This window comes from Thioclava sediminum (genome assembly GCF_002020355.1).
GTDB lineage: Bacteria > Pseudomonadota > Alphaproteobacteria > Rhodobacterales > Rhodobacteraceae > Thioclava > Thioclava sediminum.
This window is the reverse complement of sequence record NZ_MPZV01000001.1, coordinates 217,311-236,673: the sequence shown is the minus strand read 5'-3', so window position 1 is coordinate 236,673 and position 19,363 is coordinate 217,311. Positions and strand designations below refer to the sequence as shown.

Annotated in this window: 17 protein-coding genes; 7 read left to right on the top strand and 10 right to left on the bottom strand. The window is 65.6% G+C overall.

Annotated elements, in window-relative coordinates:
• Position 1 precedes the first annotated feature (1 nt).
• Genes BMI91_RS00950 through BMI91_RS00940 form a run of 3 tightly spaced genes read right to left on the bottom strand, consistent with a single transcriptional unit; the run spans position 2 to position 3,136 of the window.
• Positions 2–1,054, bottom strand: coding sequence for an ABC transporter substrate-binding protein (locus BMI91_RS00950; protein WP_078603680.1), 1,053 nt, complete (start codon positions 1,052–1,054; stop codon positions 2–4).
• Positions 1,051–2,463 carry a sensor histidine kinase gene (locus BMI91_RS00945; RefSeq protein ID WP_078604433.1) on the bottom strand — a complete coding sequence of 471 codons (1,413 nt, stop codon included), beginning with the start codon at positions 2,461–2,463 and terminating at the stop codon, positions 1,051–1,053. The genes BMI91_RS00950 and BMI91_RS00945 overlap by 4 nt, the downstream gene beginning before the upstream one ends.
• The gene (locus BMI91_RS00940; protein ID WP_078603679.1) at positions 2,456–3,136 is read right to left on the bottom strand and encodes a response regulator transcription factor; all 681 of its coding nucleotides are present in this window, start codon (positions 3,134–3,136) and stop codon (positions 2,456–2,458) included. Before BMI91_RS00940 ends, BMI91_RS00945 begins: the two co-directional genes overlap by 8 nt.
• A gap of 114 nt (positions 3,137–3,250) precedes the next feature.
• Here BMI91_RS00940 and BMI91_RS00935 point away from each other — a divergent pair, with 114 nt between their 5' ends.
• From BMI91_RS00935 to BMI91_RS00925, 3 genes are all read left to right on the top strand, one after another.
• On the top strand, positions 3,251–4,216 hold the full coding sequence (locus BMI91_RS00935) for a Bug family tripartite tricarboxylate transporter substrate binding protein (protein ID WP_078603678.1): 966 nt from the start codon (positions 3,251–3,253) through the stop codon (positions 4,214–4,216).
• A gap of 67 nt (positions 4,217–4,283) precedes the next feature.
• Entirely contained in the window at positions 4,284–4,715 is a 432-nt protein-coding gene (locus BMI91_RS00930; RefSeq protein ID WP_078570398.1) for a tripartite tricarboxylate transporter TctB family protein, read from the top strand.
• A 9-nt stretch (positions 4,716–4,724) separates the two neighbouring features.
• Positions 4,725–6,263 carry a tripartite tricarboxylate transporter permease gene (locus BMI91_RS00925; RefSeq protein ID WP_078547322.1) on the top strand — a complete coding sequence of 513 codons (1,539 nt, stop codon included), beginning with the start codon at positions 4,725–4,727 and terminating at the stop codon, positions 6,261–6,263.
• A 107-nt stretch (positions 6,264–6,370) separates the two neighbouring features.
• Here BMI91_RS00925 and BMI91_RS00920 read toward each other — a convergent pair whose 3' ends face one another.
• Genes BMI91_RS00920 through BMI91_RS00910 form a run of 3 tightly spaced genes read right to left on the bottom strand, consistent with a single transcriptional unit; the run spans position 6,371 to position 9,839 of the window.
• Positions 6,371–7,174: a 3-hydroxybutyrate dehydrogenase gene (locus tag BMI91_RS00920; protein WP_078603677.1), complete on the bottom strand. Its 804-nt coding sequence runs from the start codon at positions 7,172–7,174 to the stop codon at positions 6,371–6,373.
• The gene (locus BMI91_RS00915; protein WP_078603676.1) at positions 7,174–8,676 is read right to left on the bottom strand and encodes a class I adenylate-forming enzyme family protein; all 1,503 of its coding nucleotides are present in this window, start codon (positions 8,674–8,676) and stop codon (positions 7,174–7,176) included. The genes BMI91_RS00920 and BMI91_RS00915 overlap by 1 nt, the downstream gene beginning before the upstream one ends.
• Positions 8,673–9,839, bottom strand: a complete 1,167-nt coding sequence (locus tag BMI91_RS00910; RefSeq protein ID WP_078603675.1) for an acetyl-CoA acetyltransferase — start codon at positions 9,837–9,839, stop codon at positions 8,673–8,675. Before BMI91_RS00910 ends, BMI91_RS00915 begins: the two co-directional genes overlap by 4 nt.
• A 94-nt stretch (positions 9,840–9,933) precedes the next feature.
• Here BMI91_RS00910 and BMI91_RS00905 point away from each other — a divergent pair, with 94 nt between their 5' ends.
• Positions 9,934–10,500, top strand: coding sequence for a PAS and helix-turn-helix domain-containing protein (locus BMI91_RS00905; RefSeq protein WP_244176527.1), 567 nt, complete (start codon positions 9,934–9,936; stop codon positions 10,498–10,500).
• Positions 10,501–10,558: 58 nt separating this feature from the next.
• Here BMI91_RS00905 and BMI91_RS00900 read toward each other — a convergent pair whose 3' ends face one another.
• Positions 10,559–11,692 (bottom strand): cache domain-containing protein, encoded by a 1,134-nt coding sequence (locus BMI91_RS00900; protein WP_078603674.1) that lies wholly within the window; start codon positions 11,690–11,692, stop codon positions 10,559–10,561.
• Between the two features lie 280 nt (positions 11,693–11,972).
• Here BMI91_RS00900 and BMI91_RS00895 point away from each other — a divergent pair, with 280 nt between their 5' ends.
• Positions 11,973–12,551 (top strand): hypothetical protein, encoded by a 579-nt coding sequence (locus BMI91_RS00895; RefSeq protein WP_078603673.1) that lies wholly within the window; start codon positions 11,973–11,975, stop codon positions 12,549–12,551.
• Between the two features lie 18 nt (positions 12,552–12,569).
• Here BMI91_RS00895 and BMI91_RS00890 read toward each other — a convergent pair whose 3' ends face one another.
• Positions 12,570–14,558: a glycosyltransferase gene (locus BMI91_RS00890; RefSeq protein WP_078603672.1), complete on the bottom strand. Its 1,989-nt coding sequence runs from the start codon at positions 14,556–14,558 to the stop codon at positions 12,570–12,572.
• A 12-nt stretch (positions 14,559–14,570) separates the two neighbouring features.
• Positions 14,571–15,710 (bottom strand): HlyD family secretion protein, encoded by a 1,140-nt coding sequence (locus tag BMI91_RS00885; RefSeq protein ID WP_078603671.1) that lies wholly within the window; start codon positions 15,708–15,710, stop codon positions 14,571–14,573.
• Between the two features lie 244 nt (positions 15,711–15,954).
• On the opposite strand from BMI91_RS00885, the gene yghX reads away from it, so the two are divergent.
• Both yghX and BMI91_RS00875 read left to right on the top strand, forming a co-directional pair.
• Complete coding sequence (gene yghX / locus BMI91_RS00880; protein WP_078603670.1) at positions 15,955–16,869, top strand: YghX family hydrolase; 915 nt, start codon at positions 15,955–15,957, stop codon at positions 16,867–16,869.
• 109 nt (positions 16,870–16,978) lie between these two features.
• Positions 16,979–18,655, top strand: a complete 1,677-nt coding sequence (locus tag BMI91_RS00875; RefSeq protein WP_078603669.1) for a thiamine pyrophosphate-binding protein — start codon at positions 16,979–16,981, stop codon at positions 18,653–18,655.
• A gap of 12 nt (positions 18,656–18,667) precedes the next feature.
• Here BMI91_RS00875 and BMI91_RS00870 read toward each other — a convergent pair whose 3' ends face one another.
• Positions 18,668–19,363 (bottom strand): SDR family NAD(P)-dependent oxidoreductase, encoded by a 696-nt coding sequence (locus BMI91_RS00870; protein ID WP_078603668.1) that lies wholly within the window; start codon positions 19,361–19,363, stop codon positions 18,668–18,670.

Below are 19,363 nucleotides of genomic sequence, written 5' to 3'. Positions count from 1 at the left end.
GCTATTGCGCGAAGATATCCCGCCAGCGTTCGAGGAAACGCGCGGTTTTCATCGTGTCGGTGGCAACCAATAGCGGCGGGCCGAGGGCGATCAGGCGTTGCAGGGCCAGCGTCTCGTCGCTGTCGCTGCCGCCACCGTCGCGCGTGATCGGGTCGATCAGCTTGGTCTTCGCTAGCGCCCTCTGACCCGCTGGCGAGAGCAGGAAATCCAGCAGCTTCGCGGCGGTCGGATTGGGCTCGCGCCCCGGCAGATAGGCTGCGCGCGACAGAACCAGCGTGTAATCGGCAGGCGCGATGATGCCCAGATCGGGATTGTCGCGCGCCGCCTGCGCCGCGTAGGAGCCGAGGATATTATAGGCGATCAGGTAGCGCCCGCCCGCGACGCCGTCGATGATCTCGGCCGAGCAGCAGGTGGCGACCGCGCCGGAGCGCGCGAAGGCCTCCATCAGCGCGCCGAAGGTGCTGGCCTCCTGACTGTCGAGGAAAGCGAAGAGGAACCCCAGCCCTGAATCCGCGATGTCATAGGTCGCGACCTTGCCGGTGTAGGGCGATTGCGCAGGTCGCAGCAGGTCCACCAGATCGAAGCGCGTGCGCGGCACGTCCTCGGGCGGGACCAGCGCGCGGTTGTAGATCATCACCGCAGGCTCGCGCGAAATGCCCCAGACCTGATCGCGCCAGCGCAGGTCTTTGGGCAGCGCCGTGGTCTCGGGCGAGACCCATGTGGCGGCGCAATTGTCGTTCACCAGCTTCACGACATGCTGCACGCCCGAGCTGATCACCAGATCGGCGCCGGGTTTGCCGGACGCGCAGTCGGCCTCGGAAATATCGTAGAGGTCGTTCGAGCCCCATTGCTCGAACCGGATCGCGAGGCCGGGCTGGGTGTCGAGAAACGCCTCGATCGCGGGGGCGAGGATGTTGACGTCGGTCGTGGTGCGCAGGGTGATTTGCCGCGCGGGCTGATCGGGGCCGAAGGTGCGGACGGCCTCGGGCTCGGCCGCCGCGACGGCGGAGCTCAGGCCCAGCCAGAGCGTCAGGGAGAAGAGCGCGCGGATCATGTGATTTCCTCCGCCTGGGGCAGGGTGATCGCGATGGTGAAGCCTGCCGCATCGCTCTCCATTTCCAGCGTGCCGCCATAGGTTTCCGCCACCGATTGCGCGATGGCGAGGCCCAGCCCGCTCGACGCCCCGCGCCGCCGCGTGTCCGAGTGTCCCGGCGCGAAACGCTCGCCCAGACGCGCGCGCAGCTCGGGCGTGGGGCCGGGGCCTGCGTCGCGCACCCAGAGCCGGGCGCGCCCGTCGCGCAAGTTCGCGCCGATGGTGACCGGGGCCTCGCCATGCGACAGCGCATTGCCCAGAAGGTTCTTCGCGGCCTCCGACAGCGAAAGCTCATCGGCCAGCACGGGCACCTCCGTCTCGGCGATCTCCAGCCGGATTTCGCTGCCCGGCGCGAGGGTGGCGTGATCGCCTTCCTCGAAGATATCCAAGGCGATGTTGCGCAGATCGACCCGCTCGCGCCGCGCACTGTCGGCGCGGTGGATCACAAGCGCCCGCGACAGCATCTGATCGAGCAGGCGGCTCAGCCGCACCGTGCCGGAATGCATCTTCGCGACGATCTGGTCGCGCCGGGCGGGATCGTCTTCCTCGGCGGCGAGGTCGGATTGCGCGCGCAGGGCGGCAACGGGGGTGCGCAGCTGATGCGCGGTGTCCGAGATCAGGCTTTTCATCGTGGCGAATTGCCGGTCCAGCCGCCCCATGAACCCGTTCGTCGCCTGCACCATCACATCGACCTCGCGCGGCACGGCGGCGCGGATCGGGGTGAGGTCCTGCGGGTCGCGTTCCGAGATGCGATGGGCCAGCCGCTCCAGCGGGCGCAGCGCGCTATGCACGATGATGATCGCGAAGGCGAGCATGGCGATGCCGCCGACCGCCAGTCCGCCAAGCGCGTTGCGGGTGATGCTGAGCGCAAGCTGGGTGCGCGCCCGCAGGGTCTGGCCCACGATCACCTCCACCGTGCCGGAGAACTGGCGCTCCGCGAAACGGCGCGTGACCCGGATGTAGCGCGCGGGCTCTCCCTTGAAGCGCGCGTCGTAAAGCTCGGAATCCTGTGCAGTCGTGTCGGGGCGGGGCAGGTCTTCATAGCCCGTGAGCACCGCGCCTTTCGGGCCGCTCACCTGATAGGCGATGCGGTCATCGGGCGCGAGGGCGAGTAGTTCGAAGGCCGAGACCGGCAGATCGACCACCGGCGCGCCGTCGCGGATCGAGATCGAGGCGGCGATGTCATTGGCCGCGCCCACCAGCAGCCGGTCAAAAGCGTCGCGGGCCGCCGCGCGCCCATAGGCGAAGGCCGCCAATGCGAGGATCAACCCGCCGACGATCATCAGCCCCGACAGCCCGGTCACGAGCCGCGCGGTCAGCGAGCGCGTGGCGGAAAGGCCGGTTTCGCGGGGGAGAGCGCCGTCAGACATCGCCATCCCGTGCCGCCAGACGATAGCCGCGTCCGCGCAGGGTTTCGATCTCGACCCCGCTGCCGGTCAGCTTCTTGCGCAGCCGCGCGATATAAAGCTCGATCGCATTGTCGCCCGGCACCGCATCGTCGAAGGCGTAGAGCCCCTCGTGCAGCCGATCCTTCGACATCACTTGCCCCGCATTGCGCATCAGAATGCCCAGCAGCGCGAATTCGCGGCCCGTCAGCTTCAGCGCCTGATCCCCGACCGTGGCGCTGCCTGCTGTCGCGTTATAGCGCAGATGGCCAAGCTCCAGATCGGCGGAGCGATCGGTTGCCTGCCGTCGCCCAATCGCATGAAGTCTTGCTTCCAACTCACGGTGATCAAAAGGTTTTACGAGGTAGTCGTCCGCGCCGAGCTCGAAGGCGGAGATCTTGTCATCCACCGAGAATTGCGCGGTCAGCATCAGCACAGGCATCGTGGCGGCCTGCGCGCGCATCTCGCGCAGAAGGTCCGTGCCGCTGCCATCGGGCAGGTTGATGTCGAGGATTACCGCGTCATAGGCCTGCACCGCCAGAAAGTCGCGCGCTTCCTCGACGGTGGCGGCGAGATCGCAGGCCATGCCTGAGCGCGCAAGCCGACGTTGCGTGGCCTCGGCCAGCTCCTCGGCATCCTCCACTAGCAAGAGCCGCATTCTTCCTCCCTCATGCGCCTCTGAACCTGTGACAGGTTCGTGACAGGTTCAAGCGGTAAAACCCGGTCCATAGCCCGCTGCGGGAGGCAACGGGCGGACAGTGGAGGATATACCATGGCTTTTAAACTCATGCGCGCGGCGATTGCCGTGGCGGCACTCACCGTTGCGACCGGCGCCTCGGCGCAAGAATGCATCGCGCCCGCGAACCCCGGCGGCGGCTGGGACTTCACCTGCCGTCAGGTCGGCAAAACCATGCAGGATCTGGGCCTCATCGACTCGACCATGCAGGTCGTGAACCTCGCCGGTGGCGGCGGTGGCGTGGCGTTTGCCGAAGTGGTCAACAAGCGCAATGACGACGACAACCTGATCGTCGCGGCTTCCTCGGCCACCGCGACCCGTCTGGCGCAAGGCGCCTATCCGGGCAACTCGATGGATCAGGTCCGCTGGGTCGGCTCGATCGGCGCGGATTACGGCGTGATCGCCGTGGCAGCCGACAGCGACATCCAAACGCTTCCGGAACTGCTCGACAAGATCAAAGCCGATCCGAATTCGGTCTCCGTCGCGGGCGGCTCGGCAGTGGGTGGCTGGGATCACCTCAAGGTGCTGATCGCAGCCGACGCCTATGGCATCGACGATGTGCGCAAGGTCAAATACATCGCCTTCGACGGCGGCGGCGAAGCGGTCACCCAGCTTCTGGCGGGTTCGGTTCAGGCCTTCACCGGCGATCTGTCGGAAGCCAAGGGCTTCGTCGACTCCGGCGATATCCGCGTGATCGCGGTGCTGGCGCCCGAGCGTCTGGACGGCGAATTCTCGGAATTCCCGACCGCGAAAGAGCAGGGCGTTGACGCGATCGGCGCGAACTGGCGCGGCTTCTACGCGCCGGGCGGCATGTCCGACGAGGCTTACCAGATGTGGGTCGACAAGGTCGGCCAGCTCTACGCCTCCGACGAGTGGAAGCAGGTGATGGCGGCCAACGGTCTGGCCCCGCTCGACCTGCAGGGCGCTGAATTCGAGAGCTTCGTGCAGAACTCGGTCCAGCAGATTCAGGACATCTCGCGCCAGATCGGCATCATCAAGTAAGCGAGACAACCCATGCGCGCGGCGGGCTTTCGAGCGCCGCCGCGCCTTCATACCAAGGGAGGGGATCATGAGTGATCGCATCTTCGGCGCCGTCGGCCTGTGCCTTGCGCTGTTCTACGGCTGGGCGACGCTGCAAATCCAAGAAAGTTTCCTGTCGGATGCGGTGGGGCCGAAAACCTTCCCGCTGGTGATCGCGGTGATCCTCGGGCTGGCCTCGCTCGTGATCTTGCTGCGCCCCGATCCCGACCCGGTCTGGCCGAGCCTCGCGCGGCTCGCCGAAATCCTCGCCGCCGTTGTGGTGATGATCCTCTATGCCGAGTTTCTGCCCATCGTGGGCTTCCTGATCGCAACCGCTTTTGCCAGCGCCTACCTGACTTGGCGGTTGGGCACGGGACCGTTGCAATCCGTCGTCGTGGGCGTCGCCACCTCGATCGGTATCTACGTAATTTTCAAGCTGGTTCTGGGCCTCTCGCTCGCCAGCGGCCCCTTCGGCTTCTGAGGTGATATGATGGACACCCTAATGTCACTCGCAGACGGTTTTCACACCGCTCTGACCTTCGAGAACCTGCTGCTCGCCCTGCTGGGCACGTTCCTCGGCACCATGATGGGCGCGCTGCCCGGGCTTGGCCCGTCCAACGGCGTCGCGATCCTGATCCCGCTGGCCTTCACGCTGGGGCTGGGGGCCACGCCCTCGCTGATCCTGCTGACCTCGGTCTATTACGGGGCGATGTATGGCGGGCGGATCAGTTCGATCCTGCTCAATATTCCGGGCGACGAACCCGCGATGATGACCTGTCTCGACGGCTATCCGATGGCCAAGAAGGGCCTTGCGGGCGAGGCGCTGTCGCTCTCGGGCATCGCGAGCTTCGTCGGCGCTTTCATCGCGACCTGGGGGCTGATCCTGCTGGCACCGCAGCTGGTGAAATTCGCGCTGCTGTTCGGACCGGCGGAATATTTCGCGCTCTTCGCGCTCGCCTTCGCCACGCTGGGCGGTGTCTCCTCGACCAATCAGGCGAAATCGGCTTTCGCCGCGATGTTGGGTCTCGGCCTGTCGGTGATCGGGGTGGACACCCAGACTGGCGTGCCGCGTCTGACCTTTGGCGAGGTGCACCTCTATGACGGGCTCGATTTCCTCGTCGCCATCGTCGGCCTCTTCGCGCTGTCGGAAGTGTTCATCTTCCTCGAGCACCGCCACGGTTCGGCCACTGGCGCGGGCCACAAGGTCTCGGTCGGGCGCATCACGCCGCCGTGGAAGATGGTGAAAGAGACGACGCCGACCATGCTGCGTTCGTCGCTGCTGGGCTTCGTCGCGGGCGTGCTGCCGGGGGCAGGGGCGTCGCTTGGCTCTTTCATCTCCTATTCGATGGAGAAGAAGCTGGTCGATCGCAAGAACACCTTCGGCACGGGCGATCCGCGTGGTGTGGCCGCTCCTGAGGCAGGCAACAACGCGGCCGCAGGCGGTGCGTTGGTGCCGATGCTGGCGCTTGGCGTGCCGGGCTCGGGCACCACGGCGGTGCTGCTGGCGGTGCTTTTGTCGCTCAACATCACGCCCGGCCCCTTGCTGTTCCAGAACAACCCCGACGTGGTCTGGGGCCTGATCGCGGCGCTGTTTATCGCCAACTTCATGCTGCTCGCGATGAACATCCCGATGGTGGGCATCTTCACCCGCGTGCTGATGATCCCGCCGCGCATCCTGATGCCGATCGTCGCGATGGTGTCCTTCGTGGGGATCTACGGGATTTCCGGCTCCAGCTTCGATCTGCTGGTGATGATCGGGTTCGGTGTAATGGGCTGGCTGCTGCGCAAGCTCGACGTGCCGCTGGTGCCGATCATCCTCGGGACGCTTCTGGGCAACACGATGGAGAACAACCTGCGCCGGGCCGTCACGATCTCGAACGGCGATTACTGGACGCTGGTCGGCAGCCCGCTGGCGATCGGTCTGTGGACCGTGGCGATCGTGGGCTTCATCCTGCCGCTGTTCCTGAGCCGCTTCGTGAAAGCGCGGATGCATGAGCGCCGCGATGACGAGGGTGCGATCTCGGACTGAGACCGCACCCCCTAGCGCAGGCATCACACCTCCCCCGAGGTGCCTGCGCCGGTTCGAAGGAAGGGGCGGCGGTGGTCAACCCGCCGCCCCTTTCTCACCTCCGAGCCTTATTGCGTGGTCCAACCCCCATCGACCGGGATCGAGGTGCCGGTGACGTTATGCGCGATCGGCGCACAGAGCCACAGCGCGAGCGCCCCGATTTCGGACGGGTCGGAGAGGCGCCGGGTGGGCTGTTTCTCCGCCAGAAGATCCGCGATCCCCGCCGCCCGGTCACCGCCATGCGCCGCCGCGCGTTCCGCGATCTGCGGTCCGAGAATGTCGGTTTCGGTCCAGCCCGGGCAGATGCAGTTCACCGTCACGCCGCCCGCCTCGCGCGTGCCCGCCTGAGCATATTCCAGCGCCGCGACCCGGCTCATGCCGACGAGACCGAATTTCGAGGCGACATAGGGCGCCTTGTTGGCCGAGGCCACGAGCCCATGCACCGAGGCGATGTTCACGACACGGCCATAACCGCGCTCGGCCATGCCCGGCATCGCGCGCCGCATCGTGTGGAACGCGCCCGACAGGTTCACCGCGAGAATGGCGTTCCAGATTTCGGGCGTGGCCTCGGCAAGGCTCGCCGTGCGCTGGATGCCTGCGTTGTTCACGAGGATATCCGCGCCGCCCCAATCCGCGACCGCATCCATCATCGCGTCGATTTGCGCCGGATCGGCCATGTCGGCGTCGAAGAACTTCACCTCCGGCGCGCCCGCTGCCTCCAGCACCGCTGTCGCCTCGGCGACCTGCGCCGCATCGGCGAGACCGTGCAGCGCAATGCGCGCGCCCGCCTCGGCCAGCGATTTCGCGATAGCCAGCCCGATGCCCTGCACCGAACCCGTTACCAGAGCCGTCTTTCCATCCAGTCGCGACATTAGTCCTCCTCCGTCACTTTCTTGCGCAGCTCGGTCTTGAGGACCTTGCCATAATTGTTCTTGGGAAGCTGCGTCACCACACGATACGCCTTGGGGCGCTTGAACCGCGCGATCTGGTCGCAGCAATGCTGATCGAGGGTGGCGGGGTCGATCTCGGCCCCCGGCGCGGGCGTGACGAAGGCCACGACGCTCTCGCCCCATTCCGGATCGGGCTTTCCGACCACTGCGACCTCGTGGACCGAAGGGTGCAGAAGCAGCGCCTCCTCGACCTCGCGGGGGTAGATATTCGTGCCGCCCGAGATGATCACGTCCTTCGAGCGGTCCTGCAGCGTGACGAAGCCGTCTTCATCCATCGTGCCCAGATCACCGGTCCAGAGCCAGCCGTCGCGAAGCGCCTTCGCACTCGCCTCGGGGTTCTGCCAGTAGCCCGCCATCACCGCGGCCCCGCGCACGAGGATCTCGCCGGTCTCGCCCGCGGGCAGGGGGCGGCCTTCGGCATCGGCGATGCGCACCGAAACCGGGCTATGTGCTTGACCGACCGAGGCCAGCCGCTCGCGCCAGCGCGGATGGGTTCGGTCGGCGACCAGCTCGCGCGACAGGGCTGTGATCGTCATCGGGCTCTCGCCCTGGCCGTAAATCTGAACGAAGCGCGGCCCCATCACCTCGACCGCGTCGATGATATCGGCGACATACATCGGCCCGCCGCCATAGACGATCGTCTTGATGCCCTCGCCGGTCTGGCCCGTCGCGCGGGCGCGGTCCACCAGACGGCGGATCATCGTGGGGGCTGCGAACATCGAGACATGTTGCAGCTTCGGCGCAAGCTCGAGGATCTCGTCAGCCTCGAACCCGCCCGAGCGCGGCACCACATGGCGCGCGCCGCGCATCACATGGACGAAGTTGTAAAGCCCCGCGCCATGCGACATCGGTGCGGCGTAGAGGATCGCATCCTGCGGTTCGACGCTGTCGACATCCGAGAAATAGCCCAGACACATCGCCTGCACGTTGGCCGAAGTGATGCACACGCCCTTGGGCCGCCCGGTCGTGCCGGAAGTGTAGAACAGCCAGACCGTCTCGCTTTCCGCGATCTCGACCGGGGCGGGCATCGGGTCATAGCGCAGAAGATCGGCATAGGCCGGGCCTTTGAGGTCCACCGTCTCGACGCCCAGATCAGTCCCCGGATCGCCGGTGAAGGCGAGCTTCGCCTCGGAGGCCTCAATGATCCATGCGGCCTCGCGCGGGTGCAGCTTGCCGTTGATCGGCACCGCCACCGCGCCTGCGAACCATATGCCATAGATCGCCTCGAGATATTCGGGGCAGTTCTTGGCAAACAGCGCCACGCGGTCGCCCGGAGCGATCCCACACGCCACCAGCCCAGCCCCGATGCGGGCGGCACGGTCGGCGAATTCCGCATAGGTGGCGCGCAGCTCCTCGCCCTGCAGCAGCGCGGGGGCGTCGGGGGTGCGGACCGCACTGCGGATCAGCCACTCCGCCGGGTTCATGCCGCGCGCTCCGCTTCGAGGATCGAGCAGTAATTCGCGACGCCCGAGCCGCCCATGTTGAAGACGCAGCCCAGCTCCGCGCCGGGCAGTTGCATCTCGCCCGCCTGACCGGTGAGCTGCATCGCAGCCAGCACATGCATCGACACGCCGGTCGCGCCTACGGGATGGCCCTTCGCCTTCAGCCCGCCCGAGAGGTTCACCGGCAGCTTACCGTCGCGCAGTACCAACCCGTCGTCGATGGCCCGCGCACCGGAGCCTTGCGGCACCAGCCCCATCGCCTCGTAGACGAGCAATTCCGCGATGGTGAAACAGTCATGGACCTCCGCGAAGGAGAGATCGTCGACCCGCACGCCCGCCGAAGCATAGGCGCGGCGAAAGGCCTCTGCCGGGCCCTCGAAAGCCAGCAGATCGCGGCGCGACATCGGCAGGTAGTCATTGACTTGCTCGGCGGCGCGGAAACCGATGGAATTGGCGAAATTGCCCGCGCGGTCGTCGGCGACCATGACCAGCGCGGCCGCCCCGTCGGAAATCAGCGAGCAATCGGTCATCCGCAGGGGCGGGGCGATCATTGGGTTCTTGTCGCTCACCGTGTTGCAGAACTCGAACCCCAAATCCTTGCGCATCTGCGCGAGCGGATTGGCGAGCGCGTTGTGGTGGTTCTTCGCCGCGATCCGGGCGAGTGCGGCGGAACGGTCGCCATGCGCTTGATAATAGGCCTGCGCGAAACGCGCGAAAATCTGCGGGAAGGAGACACCCGCTTCCTCCATCTGGTAGGACGCCCCGGCCAGCGCCTCGGTGACGCCTGCGGTGTCCTTCGCGGTCATCTTCTCCGCCCCGATCACCAGCGCGGCCTTCACCCGGCCCGAACGGATCGCATCGCGCGCGGCATAGATCGCAGCCGAGCCCGACGCGCAGGCATTCTCCACACGGGTCGCAGGCGTGAAGCGCAGCCTGTCGTCGATCCCCAGCGCCAGCGAGCTTGCGAACCCATCCGGCACCAGCCCGGAGTTGAAATGCCCCAGCCAGATGCCGTCGATCTCTGCCGGGTCGATCCCTGCGTGCTCCAGCGCGCCGCCGCCCGCTTCGAGAACCAGATCCTCGAGCGTGCGCCCCTCCAGCTTGCCGAATTTCGTATGGCCCCAGCCGACGATCTTCGCGTCCATGCGGCTCTCCTCCCAATGATCCTCCGTTGCGGGGGAGACTAGCGCAGGGGCGGCACGACCTCTATTCGTAGAACTACGCTATCGGGAGAAGAGGATGGAGCAGGATCTGCTGGACAGCGATGAGATGGCGCTGCTGGCGTTCGAGCATGCGCCGGTCGGGCTGGCGGTCACCCGCGACCGGGTGATCGAGCGGTGCAACGCGCGGTTTTGCGAGAGTTTCGGCTATCGCGAAGACGAGCTGCCGCAGCGCTCGCTCGCGGTGCTCTACCCGTCGCAGGAGGAGTTTCTGCGCATCGGGGAGATCGGGTTGCGGCGAATGCGCGAGACCGGGCGCTATGCCGATGAGCGGATCATGCAGCGCCGCGACGGGTCGCTCTTCTGGTGCCGGGTGCGGGGGCAATCGCTGACGCCCGACGATCCCTTCGCGCGTGCTGTTTGGAGCTTTGCCGATCTGTCGGAATTGCGGCCCGTCGTCGATCTGACCGCGCGCGAGCGGCAGGTGGCGGCCCTTCTGGCCGAGGGGCAGACCAACAAGGAAATCGCGCGGGTGCTGGAGCTGTCACCGCGCACGGCAGAGGCCCATCGCGCGCGGCTGCAGGCGAAACTCGGCGCGCGCAACACCGCCGAACTGGTTGCGCGGCTGACGGGGCTGCCGCTCTAGCCGCGGCGTCCCAAGGAAAAAGGGGCGCCGCTGCGCCCCTTTCTGTCCCAAATCCAAGTCACGAATGCGGTTCAGGTGTCGCCTCAGGTGTCGACCGAGGCGGCCGTTCGCCACGCTGCGGGGTGAGCTTGCTCTGGATGATCGCGAGTGCGCTCGACAGCGAGGCGGCTTCCTGAGAGCTCGTCGCTTCTTCGGGGAAGACGTATTTGCCGTTCGCGATGCTCTTGGCATCCTCTGCCAGCCGCTCGACCGGGCGCAGCAGCAGCTTGAGGAACACCAGCGTCACGCCCAGCAGGCACAGCGCCGCGGCTGCGACCGTCGCCAGCGTCACCTGCGTCAAAACCGGCAGATCGTTCGAGATGTTGTCGCGGCGCAGAACCGCGAAGACGCGCCAGCCGAAGTTGGGCAGTTTGTTCCAGACGAAATCCGGCGCAAAGGCATAGGTCCCGCCGTCCTTGCCGTCGACAAGGTGGAAGACGCCGGAAGACTTGCTGCGCAGGCTCGCGCTCGAGGTCAGGCTTTTGGGCAAGGGCGTGCTTTCGTGACGGGTGTCGATGACGGGATCGCCGTTGATGTCCTGCACGACCACGTCGATGCCAAGCTCCTTGCTCGCCTCGAACAGGAAGCTACGCACCCATGCGATCCGCACGCGGTAGACCAGGACGCCGATCTTCTGGCCGTTCGCGCCCTTCACGGGGGTCGAGAGGTTCAGGAATTGCTCCATCTTGCCGGTCAACGCATTGGTGGCCGTCTCGGTGATCGAGTCGACCGACGGCACGCGGATACCATCGCGGAACCACCGCTTGGAGCTGACATTCTTGCCGACATCATAGCCGTTCGAGCCGGAGATGATCGTGCCATCGGGCGCGGCGAAGCCTGCCCAGGCGACCTGACCCCCGGTGCGGGAGACGGCGTCCATTAACTTGTTGATGTCGTCTTTCGACGCATTGCTGACAATGCGCGCAACGGCATGCATACTGTCCCATTCGCGCATCAGGGCCGTGTTGAAGCTTAGCGCGATCGCATCCGAGCCTCTCAGGACCAGTTTGTGTTCAATGGCTGTCTGAAATTCATGGGCCTGATCCGACACGACCTTGGCGACGAAGACGGCGGTCGCTGCCACGACGAGCACCATCGCCAGAGCGGTGCGTAGGAAAATGCCCCCGAGATTATGATGTCGACGAATGGTCATCTTCGCTTCAATCCTCAGTTGCGGTGGAGAAAGGATCGCCTGATTAGTCATGGTTAATGTCTAATTGAGGCGAGAAAATGGTGGGGAGCACCTCTCTTTAAAATTGTTGAGCTCTCGGGCCGGGTCGCTTGCAAACTGCACGTCGATGCCGAACACTCGCGGGAGAAAGAGGCTCCGCGTCCCGGTGCCTGGCAGCAACGAAAAGTTGCGCCTTTCCGGGGGGATAAAAGTAAATCGAGGGGGGCGTAAAGGTCCCGGGCACAGGCACAGGAATCGAGAAATGCACAAGAATTACGGGGTAAGCGTTGCGATCGCGACCTGTCTGGCACTGACGCTGGGGCCGGTTTCGCAGGCCCGCGCGGACGGCACGTTTCTGCAGTTCGACGCGGCGCAGAATACCTCCGACACGGTCTTTTCGATGTCGCGCGGGAAAGTGAGCTTCAGCGCGAATTTCTCGGATTACGATGGCGGATGGTCGACCGGCGCGGCCGTGACGCGGGACTTCGCGCTCGAGGGAATCGGCACGCTGAAACTCGGCCCCAGCATCGGGCGCACGCTGGACGATGATAACTGGCGACTCGGCGCACGGGTGGGGCTGGAACATTACAGGCCGACCAGCTTCGGGCGTGTCTTCATGCTGGGGCAATACAACACGATCGATCAGGACTGGTTCGCGCTGTTTCAGGCCGGGAACCGCTCCGGGCTGGGGCTAGAACTCTCCGCTGGCGGGAGCGACACCTATTCCGAGCGCACCATCGCGGTGACCCAGAAAATCGACGGCGGGCCGGTCTCGATCCGGGCGGGGTGGCGCGCCCTTGCCAAGGAGGCCTTCGTCGGCCTTTCCATTAACACCTATTAATTCGCGGCGCCCGCAGGCTCACTCGTCCGAGGAGAATTTCGGCAAGAAACGGCGGTAGATGTCGTGCAGAAGCGCGCTCGGGCGAACATGGCTGACGCCCGGCTCGTTCCCTTCGGCATAGAAACGCACGAACAGTTCTTCGCGCTGCTCCTCGGTCGGCAGAAGCTGGAGCCGCGCGCCGTCACGGGTCTTCGCGATGACGTAGCATTTGATCGGGTCGGTGATCTGGTCGATCGTCAACATCCCGCGGGTCTGTTCCGGCAGGGTCAGGCCGCGCAGGCGCACCGTGTCCATCGTGAACGAGGTCATCCAGACCCAGTATTCCGTGCCGTCGGAGACGAAGGAAATCCGCTCGGGCTTGTCGGCCACATGGATTTCGCGCCGGGGTAGCTCGACGCAGGCACGGCAGGTCGCCGCCAGCAGGAACAGGTTATAGACCGTCCAGAACAGGATCACCCATTTGCCGTCGCCCGCGTCGTAATAGGCGAAGCGATCCCAGACGATCCCGATCAGAAGGCCGCCCAGCGTCAGGAAGAACAGGATCAGGAACGGCATCATGATCCGCCATTGCACGACTACTTTCGACCGGTCCCCGCCTTTCGCCGTCACCGAAAACGGGTGGCCATGGGGCCGCAGCAACCCGGTGAAGGCGGCGCGGGCGATCGGGATCGCGCCGATCAGCTGGCTCACGTCGTTCAGGAGCGGCACGACCATGCCTCGGCTGAGCATGTTCAGTATCATCAGGCTCCACAGGTAATAGACCCCGAAATAGCTCAGCACATCCGCGAGGCCCGCATTCACCACCGTGATGTTGAAATACCAGTAGAGCAGGGGGTAGCAGATCGCCGCGATCCGGAAGGGAAAGGTCGTGGTCCAATAGAAGATCGAGTCGATGACGCTCCAGCGGTCGCGCAGCCGCAGATTGCTTTTCGAGAACGGGCCGAGTGAGGACCGCGCGATCTGCATCAAGCCGAGGCACCAGCGGGCGCGCTGGGTGATGTATTCCTTGAGCCCTTCGGGGGCGAGGCCTTCGGTCAGCGGCTCGGCCAGATAGACGGTGCGCCAGCCTGCGTTCTGCAACGCCAGCGTCAGCATGAAATCCTCGGTCACGCTCTCGGTGTTGAAGCCGCCGATCTCGCGCAGCGCGCTCCAACGGCAGACCGAGGAGGTGCCGCAGCAAAAGGCGATCCCCCAGCCGTCGCGCGCGGGCTGCATCTGGTCGAAGAAGAAGCGCTGCTCGTCGGGATAGGAGCTGTCGAGCCGGAAATTGTGCTGGATCGGGTCGGAGTTGAAGAAGTGTTGCGGCGTCTGCACGAGGCCCACTTCGGGGTCGTGAAACAGCGCCAGCGTGCGCGAGATGAAGCCGCGATGGGGCACGAAATCCGCATCGAGGATCGCCACGAAATCGGGCTGCACCTCTTCCTCGGCCAGCCGGTCCAGCGCGTGGTTGATATTGCCCGCCTTCTGCCCCTCATTGTCGGCCCGGCGCATGTAGCGCACGCCCTTGGTCTCGCAGAAATCGCGCAGCCAGTCGCGGCGGCTGTCGTCGCAGACCATGATCATCTTGTTGCGATGGCGCAGGAATTTCGCGCCCACGATGGTGCGTTCGAGAACGTCGCGATCCTCGTTATAGGTGGCGATAAGGATCGCGACGAGCGGCTCCTTCTCCGTCGGGAGATTGGCGTATTGATCCGCTTCCTCGCTGCGCAGCTTGATCCGGGACAGGACGAGAAAGGCGCTGAGCGAGCCGATCATGGTGAAGGCTTCGAGGCCGAAGAGCGACCAGCTCGCCAGGGCATCCAGCGTCAGGCCGGGCGGGGCGAGGGTCTCGGTTCCGCGCCACCAGATATAGCGCAGCGCCAGCACCGCACTGATCCCCAGCAGCACCGCACGGTGCCAGTTGCGCCGCGGTTTGACGAAGCTCGGCAGAATGGCTGTGATACCCACGACGAGGATGAGCTGCATCGCCGCCGAGCCAAGCTCTCCCAGTTGCGGATAGAAGAACATGCCGCCCCGCCCTCAGCGCAGGAAGTCGAGGGGGCGGTGCTCGAAGAACACCCGCCCGGTGCGCCCCACGGGACAGTCGAGGTCGGGATCGGATTTCAGGTCCGGAACGAGAAGGGTCACGTCGTAGCGCTCGAGATGTTTCTGGCTCGGCGCGATGGCAAGGGTCTGGTAGACGCGCGCCGCGCCGCTGCCGGCGAGCCGCGCGATCGTCGCGTCGTAGATCTTGTCGCGCGAGGCCAGCTTGAAGGTCGCGGAATCGCCCACCTTGAGGGTGTTGTAGACGCCTTCGCTCACCGAAGCGGTCACCAGCGAGACATCGCAATCGACGAGCGACATGATGGGGTCGCCCCGCTGCACCGTCACGCCATCCGCCTGCAGGGTCTCCCAGTAGATCCCGTTCGCGGGCGATGTCACCTGGCTCGAGGACAGGGTGTTCACCCGCGTCTGTTCCTTCGACCGGCGCGCGTCGAGCGTCTTGACGCGGGCCTCGGCCTCGGTGAGGTCCGCCTCGAGCGCGGCGATCTCCTCATCGAGAAGCGCACCGCGCTGTTCGGAGCTTGGGGCGTCGTTATAGCCGTCGCCCAGATAGACGCCGGACTTGGCGGCATCGAGCGCGTTTTCGAGCAGCGCCACGTCCTCGCGCGCTTGCGTCACGGGGCCATTCTCCGCCGGGGCGGCAGGGGCGGTCTGCGCGACTTTCGTGGCACTCGTCTCCGTGCTCTGCGCATCGGGCTGCAGCCGGTCGAGCCGCGCGCGGGCGAATTTCAGCTTCGTCTCGATCTCGGCGATGCGATGCGTGCGATAGAGCTTGCTGCGCGCGGCATAGGCGTCGCGTTGCGTGTGCTTGGCGGCGAGGTCGCTTTTGATCCGCGCGACATTCGCCTCGGCATTCGCCAGCTCCATTCGCAAATCTTCGAGCTGCGTCGTGTCCGAGAGGATATCATCGACGGTGGCCAGCCGCTCGCCCTTGTCGACATGGGCGCCGAGCGGTCGTTTCGGCATCGACAGCTTGCCGGCGGTACTGCTGCGCACCGTGACCACGGGCGCATTGACGACGGCATCGGCGCTCACGCCCGACATCTGCTCTCCGACGATCACCCAAAGCGCGCCCGCGACTAAAACGATACCGATGACAGGGCGAAAAGTTTTCAATTCGGGGCTCCTCGAGATGACACGTTACAGCGGGGCGGGGCCAATAGGTTTAACAACCTATAAACGTAACGTAATTGCAAGATGCAACCCAGGGTCTATTGAGAATATTTGGTTTGTGATGCGACGCGGCACGCTAGATCAGCCGCGGCGTGAGGAGGGCGCCTCGCATGAAATGCGCGTCGATAATGCGACGGAAAATCACTCGTTCGTGATATGCTTCCCGGTCTCAGGAGGAGGATTCACCATGACCGATCCAGCCAATGCGCGTCGCTTGACGGCGGCCGATTTCGACCAGGAACTTCTCGATCTCTACGATTACTATGTCCATGGCAAGATCTCGAAACGGGAATTTCTCGATCGGGCGGGGAAATGGGCGGTGGGCGGCGTGACCGCGCTGGCGATCCTCGGCGCGCTCGCGCCCGATTACGCGCTCGCCCAACAGGTGGCCGAGGACGATCCCGAGATTCAGGGCGAAGACATCACCTATCCCAGCCCGAACGGCACCGGCGAGATTGCCGCCTATCTCGTCCGCCCGACGCAGATCGACCCGGACAATCCACCCGCGGCGATCCTCGTCGTGCATGAGAACCGTGGCCTTAACCCTTATATCCGCGATGTCGTGCGCAGGCTGGCCAAGGCGGGCTTCGTGGCGATGGGGCCCGATGGGCTGTCCTCGCTCGGCGGCTATCCGGGCAATGACGACGAGGGACGCACGATGCAGCGCAGCCTCGATCAGGGCGCGCTGCTCAATGATTTCTTCGCCGGGTTCGAGTATCTCCAGATGCTCGACGGCACCAATGGCAAGGTCGGTGCGACCGGCTTCTGCTATGGCGGGGGCGTGGTGAACAAGCTAGCCGTCGCCTATCCCGAGATGGGCGCGGGCGTGCCGTTCTACGGGGCTGCGCCCGACTCTGCGCAAGTCGCGATGATCGAGGCGCCACTGATGATCCAGCTCGCAGCGCTCGACCAGCGGATCAACGCGATGTGGCCGGAGTATCAAAAGGCGCTCGAGGAAAACGACAAGCGCTACGAGGCCTATATCTATCCGGGCGTGAACCACGGGTTCCACAACGACACGACGCCGCGCTACGACGAGGCCGCCGCCAAGCTGGCCGAGGAACGCATGATCGCGTGGTTCCGGACCTACCTCGCCGGGTGATCTGGCGCGCTCGCGACCTGCCGGGGGTGCGCTCCGATTTGGCGCGTGCTACGCCTCTCGCAAGATCCGCGTCATTGCGCGGAGCCGCAAACGGGAGAGAGACGCGCGCATGAGAAACGGTGGTCAGGTTCTGGTCGAAAGCCTCGTGGGGCTTGGTGCGCGCAAGGCATTCGGGGTGCCGGGCGAGAGCTATCTCGCGGTGCTCGATGCGCTGCACGACACGCAGGGCACGCTGGATTTCGTGCTGTGCCGTCAGGAAGGCGGGGCGAGCTTCATGGCCGCCGCTTACGGCAAGCTGACCGGGGAGCCCGGCATCTGCATGGTCACGCGCGGCCCCGGGGCCACCAATGCCTCGATCGGGGTGCATACGGCGATGCAGGATTCTGCGCCGATGATCCTCTTCGTGGGGCAGGTCGGCACCGATATGAAGGGCCGCGAGGCGTTTCAGGAGCTCGATTACAAGGCGGTCTTCGGCACGATGGCGAAATGGGCCGTCGAGATCGACCGTGTCGAGCGCATCCCCGAAATTCTCTCCCGCGCCTGGACGATGGCCGTGAGCGGGCGGCCCGGCCCGGTCGTGGTCGCTCTGCCCGAGGACATGCTGACCGCGATGACCGAGGCCACGCCGCTTGCTGCGCCCGTTCGGATCACCGAACCGCAGCCCGATCCGGCGGCGATGGGCGAGCTGCGCGAGATGCTGGCCGGGGCCAAGCGTCCGCTGATCCTCTATGGCGGGTGCAACTGGCGCGGGGGTAGCACTGCGCACATTAAGTCATTCGCGGAAGTCTCTGATATCCCTGTTCTTTCGGTCTTTCGTTATCAGGACCAGTTCGACAATAACTCGCCCGTCTTCTGCGGCGATGCGGGTGTCGGGATGGCGCCGCATGTGAAGCGCCTGATGCGCGAGGCCGACGTGATCCTCGCGATCAATGCGCGCTTTGGCGAGAATTCGACCGATGGCTACACGCTTCTGGACGTGCCGCAGCCCGCGCAGCGGCTGATCCATGTCCACGGCTCGGATCTGGAGATCGGCAAGATCTACCGTCCCGAACTGGGCATCCATGCCGGACCGAACGCCTTCGCCGCAGCCCTTGGCGCGCTGGAGCCGGTGAAAGGCGATTGGGCCGACTGGCGGGCCGAGGGCCGCGCGGCCTATGAGGCAGGCTTCGATCTGCCCGATCTGCCCTCGCCGGTCGATATGGGCAAGGTCTGCGCCTATCTGCGCGAGGAACTCCCCGAGGACATGATCCTGACCAACGGGGCGGGCAATTTCGCGGTCTGGCCGGGGCGATTCTTCCGCTTCGGACCGCAAGCCACGCTGCTTGCGCCGCAATCGGGCGCGATGGGCTACGGGGTGCCGGCGGCCATCGCGGCCAAGGTGGCGCAGCCCGAGAAGACGGTGGTCTGCTTCGCGGGCGATGGCGATTTCCAGATGACCTCGCAGGAGCTTGCCACCGCCGCGCAGGCGGGCGCGCAACCGATCATCCTGATCCTCAACAACGGGATTTACGGCACGATCCGCGCTCATCAGGAGCGTAATTATCCGACCCGCGTGTCGGGTACTTCGATGGCGGTGAACCCGGATTTCGCGGCGCTGGCGAAGGCCTATGGCTTCCACGGCGAGCGGGTCGAGCGGACGGAGGATTTCGCCGCCGCGTTCGAACGTGCGCGGGCGTCCGAGACCGGCGCGGTGCTGGATCTCGTGATCTCGCCCGAGGCGCTGACCCCGCGCCAGTCGCTCTCGGCCATGCGCGCGGCGGCGCTGGAGGCGGGCAAGGGGCGCTGAGCGCCCGCCGCCTCAGAACGTCTCGACCCATGGGCGCAGCGTGATCTCGTTGGTCCAGGCGCTGCGATCCTGCTCGATCAGCTGGCGATAGGTCTTCGCGATTGCTGCGGGGCGCAGCATCGAGCCGGGTTTGTAGGGCGCCTCGCTGCGGCCCGGATTGAGGATCATGCCGTCGATATTCACCCACGCGACATGGATGCCTTGGGGATGCAATTCGCGCGCCATGCTCTCGGCCAGCCCGCGCTGCGCGAATTTGCCCATCGCGAAGGGGGCGGAGCGCGCGAACCCTTTCACCCCGGCAGAAGCCCCGGTGAACAGGATCGTGCCGCGAACACCTTCGGCGGGCTCGGCTTCGAGCATCCGCCGCGCGGCGTGTTTGCCGGTCAGAAACGCTCCGATTGCGGTGATCTCGACGGCGGCGCGAACCTCGTCGGCATCGAGTTCCGCCACCGGGCCGCGCACCCGGCCGGACGGGTTGTAGACGACGACGCGCGGCGGCGCGGGCAGGGCGTCGAACAGATCGGTAATCGCGGCTTCGTCGGTCGCGTCCAGCTGCACCATGCGCGCGCCGGTCTCCTCGGCCAGTGCCTGCATCTTCTCGGCGCTGCGGGCGGCCAGCGTGAGGTCATAATCGGGCGCAAGCTCCCGCGCCACGGCGGCTGAAAGCCCGTCGCCCACTCCGATAATCACCGCCTGTGCTTTGCTCAT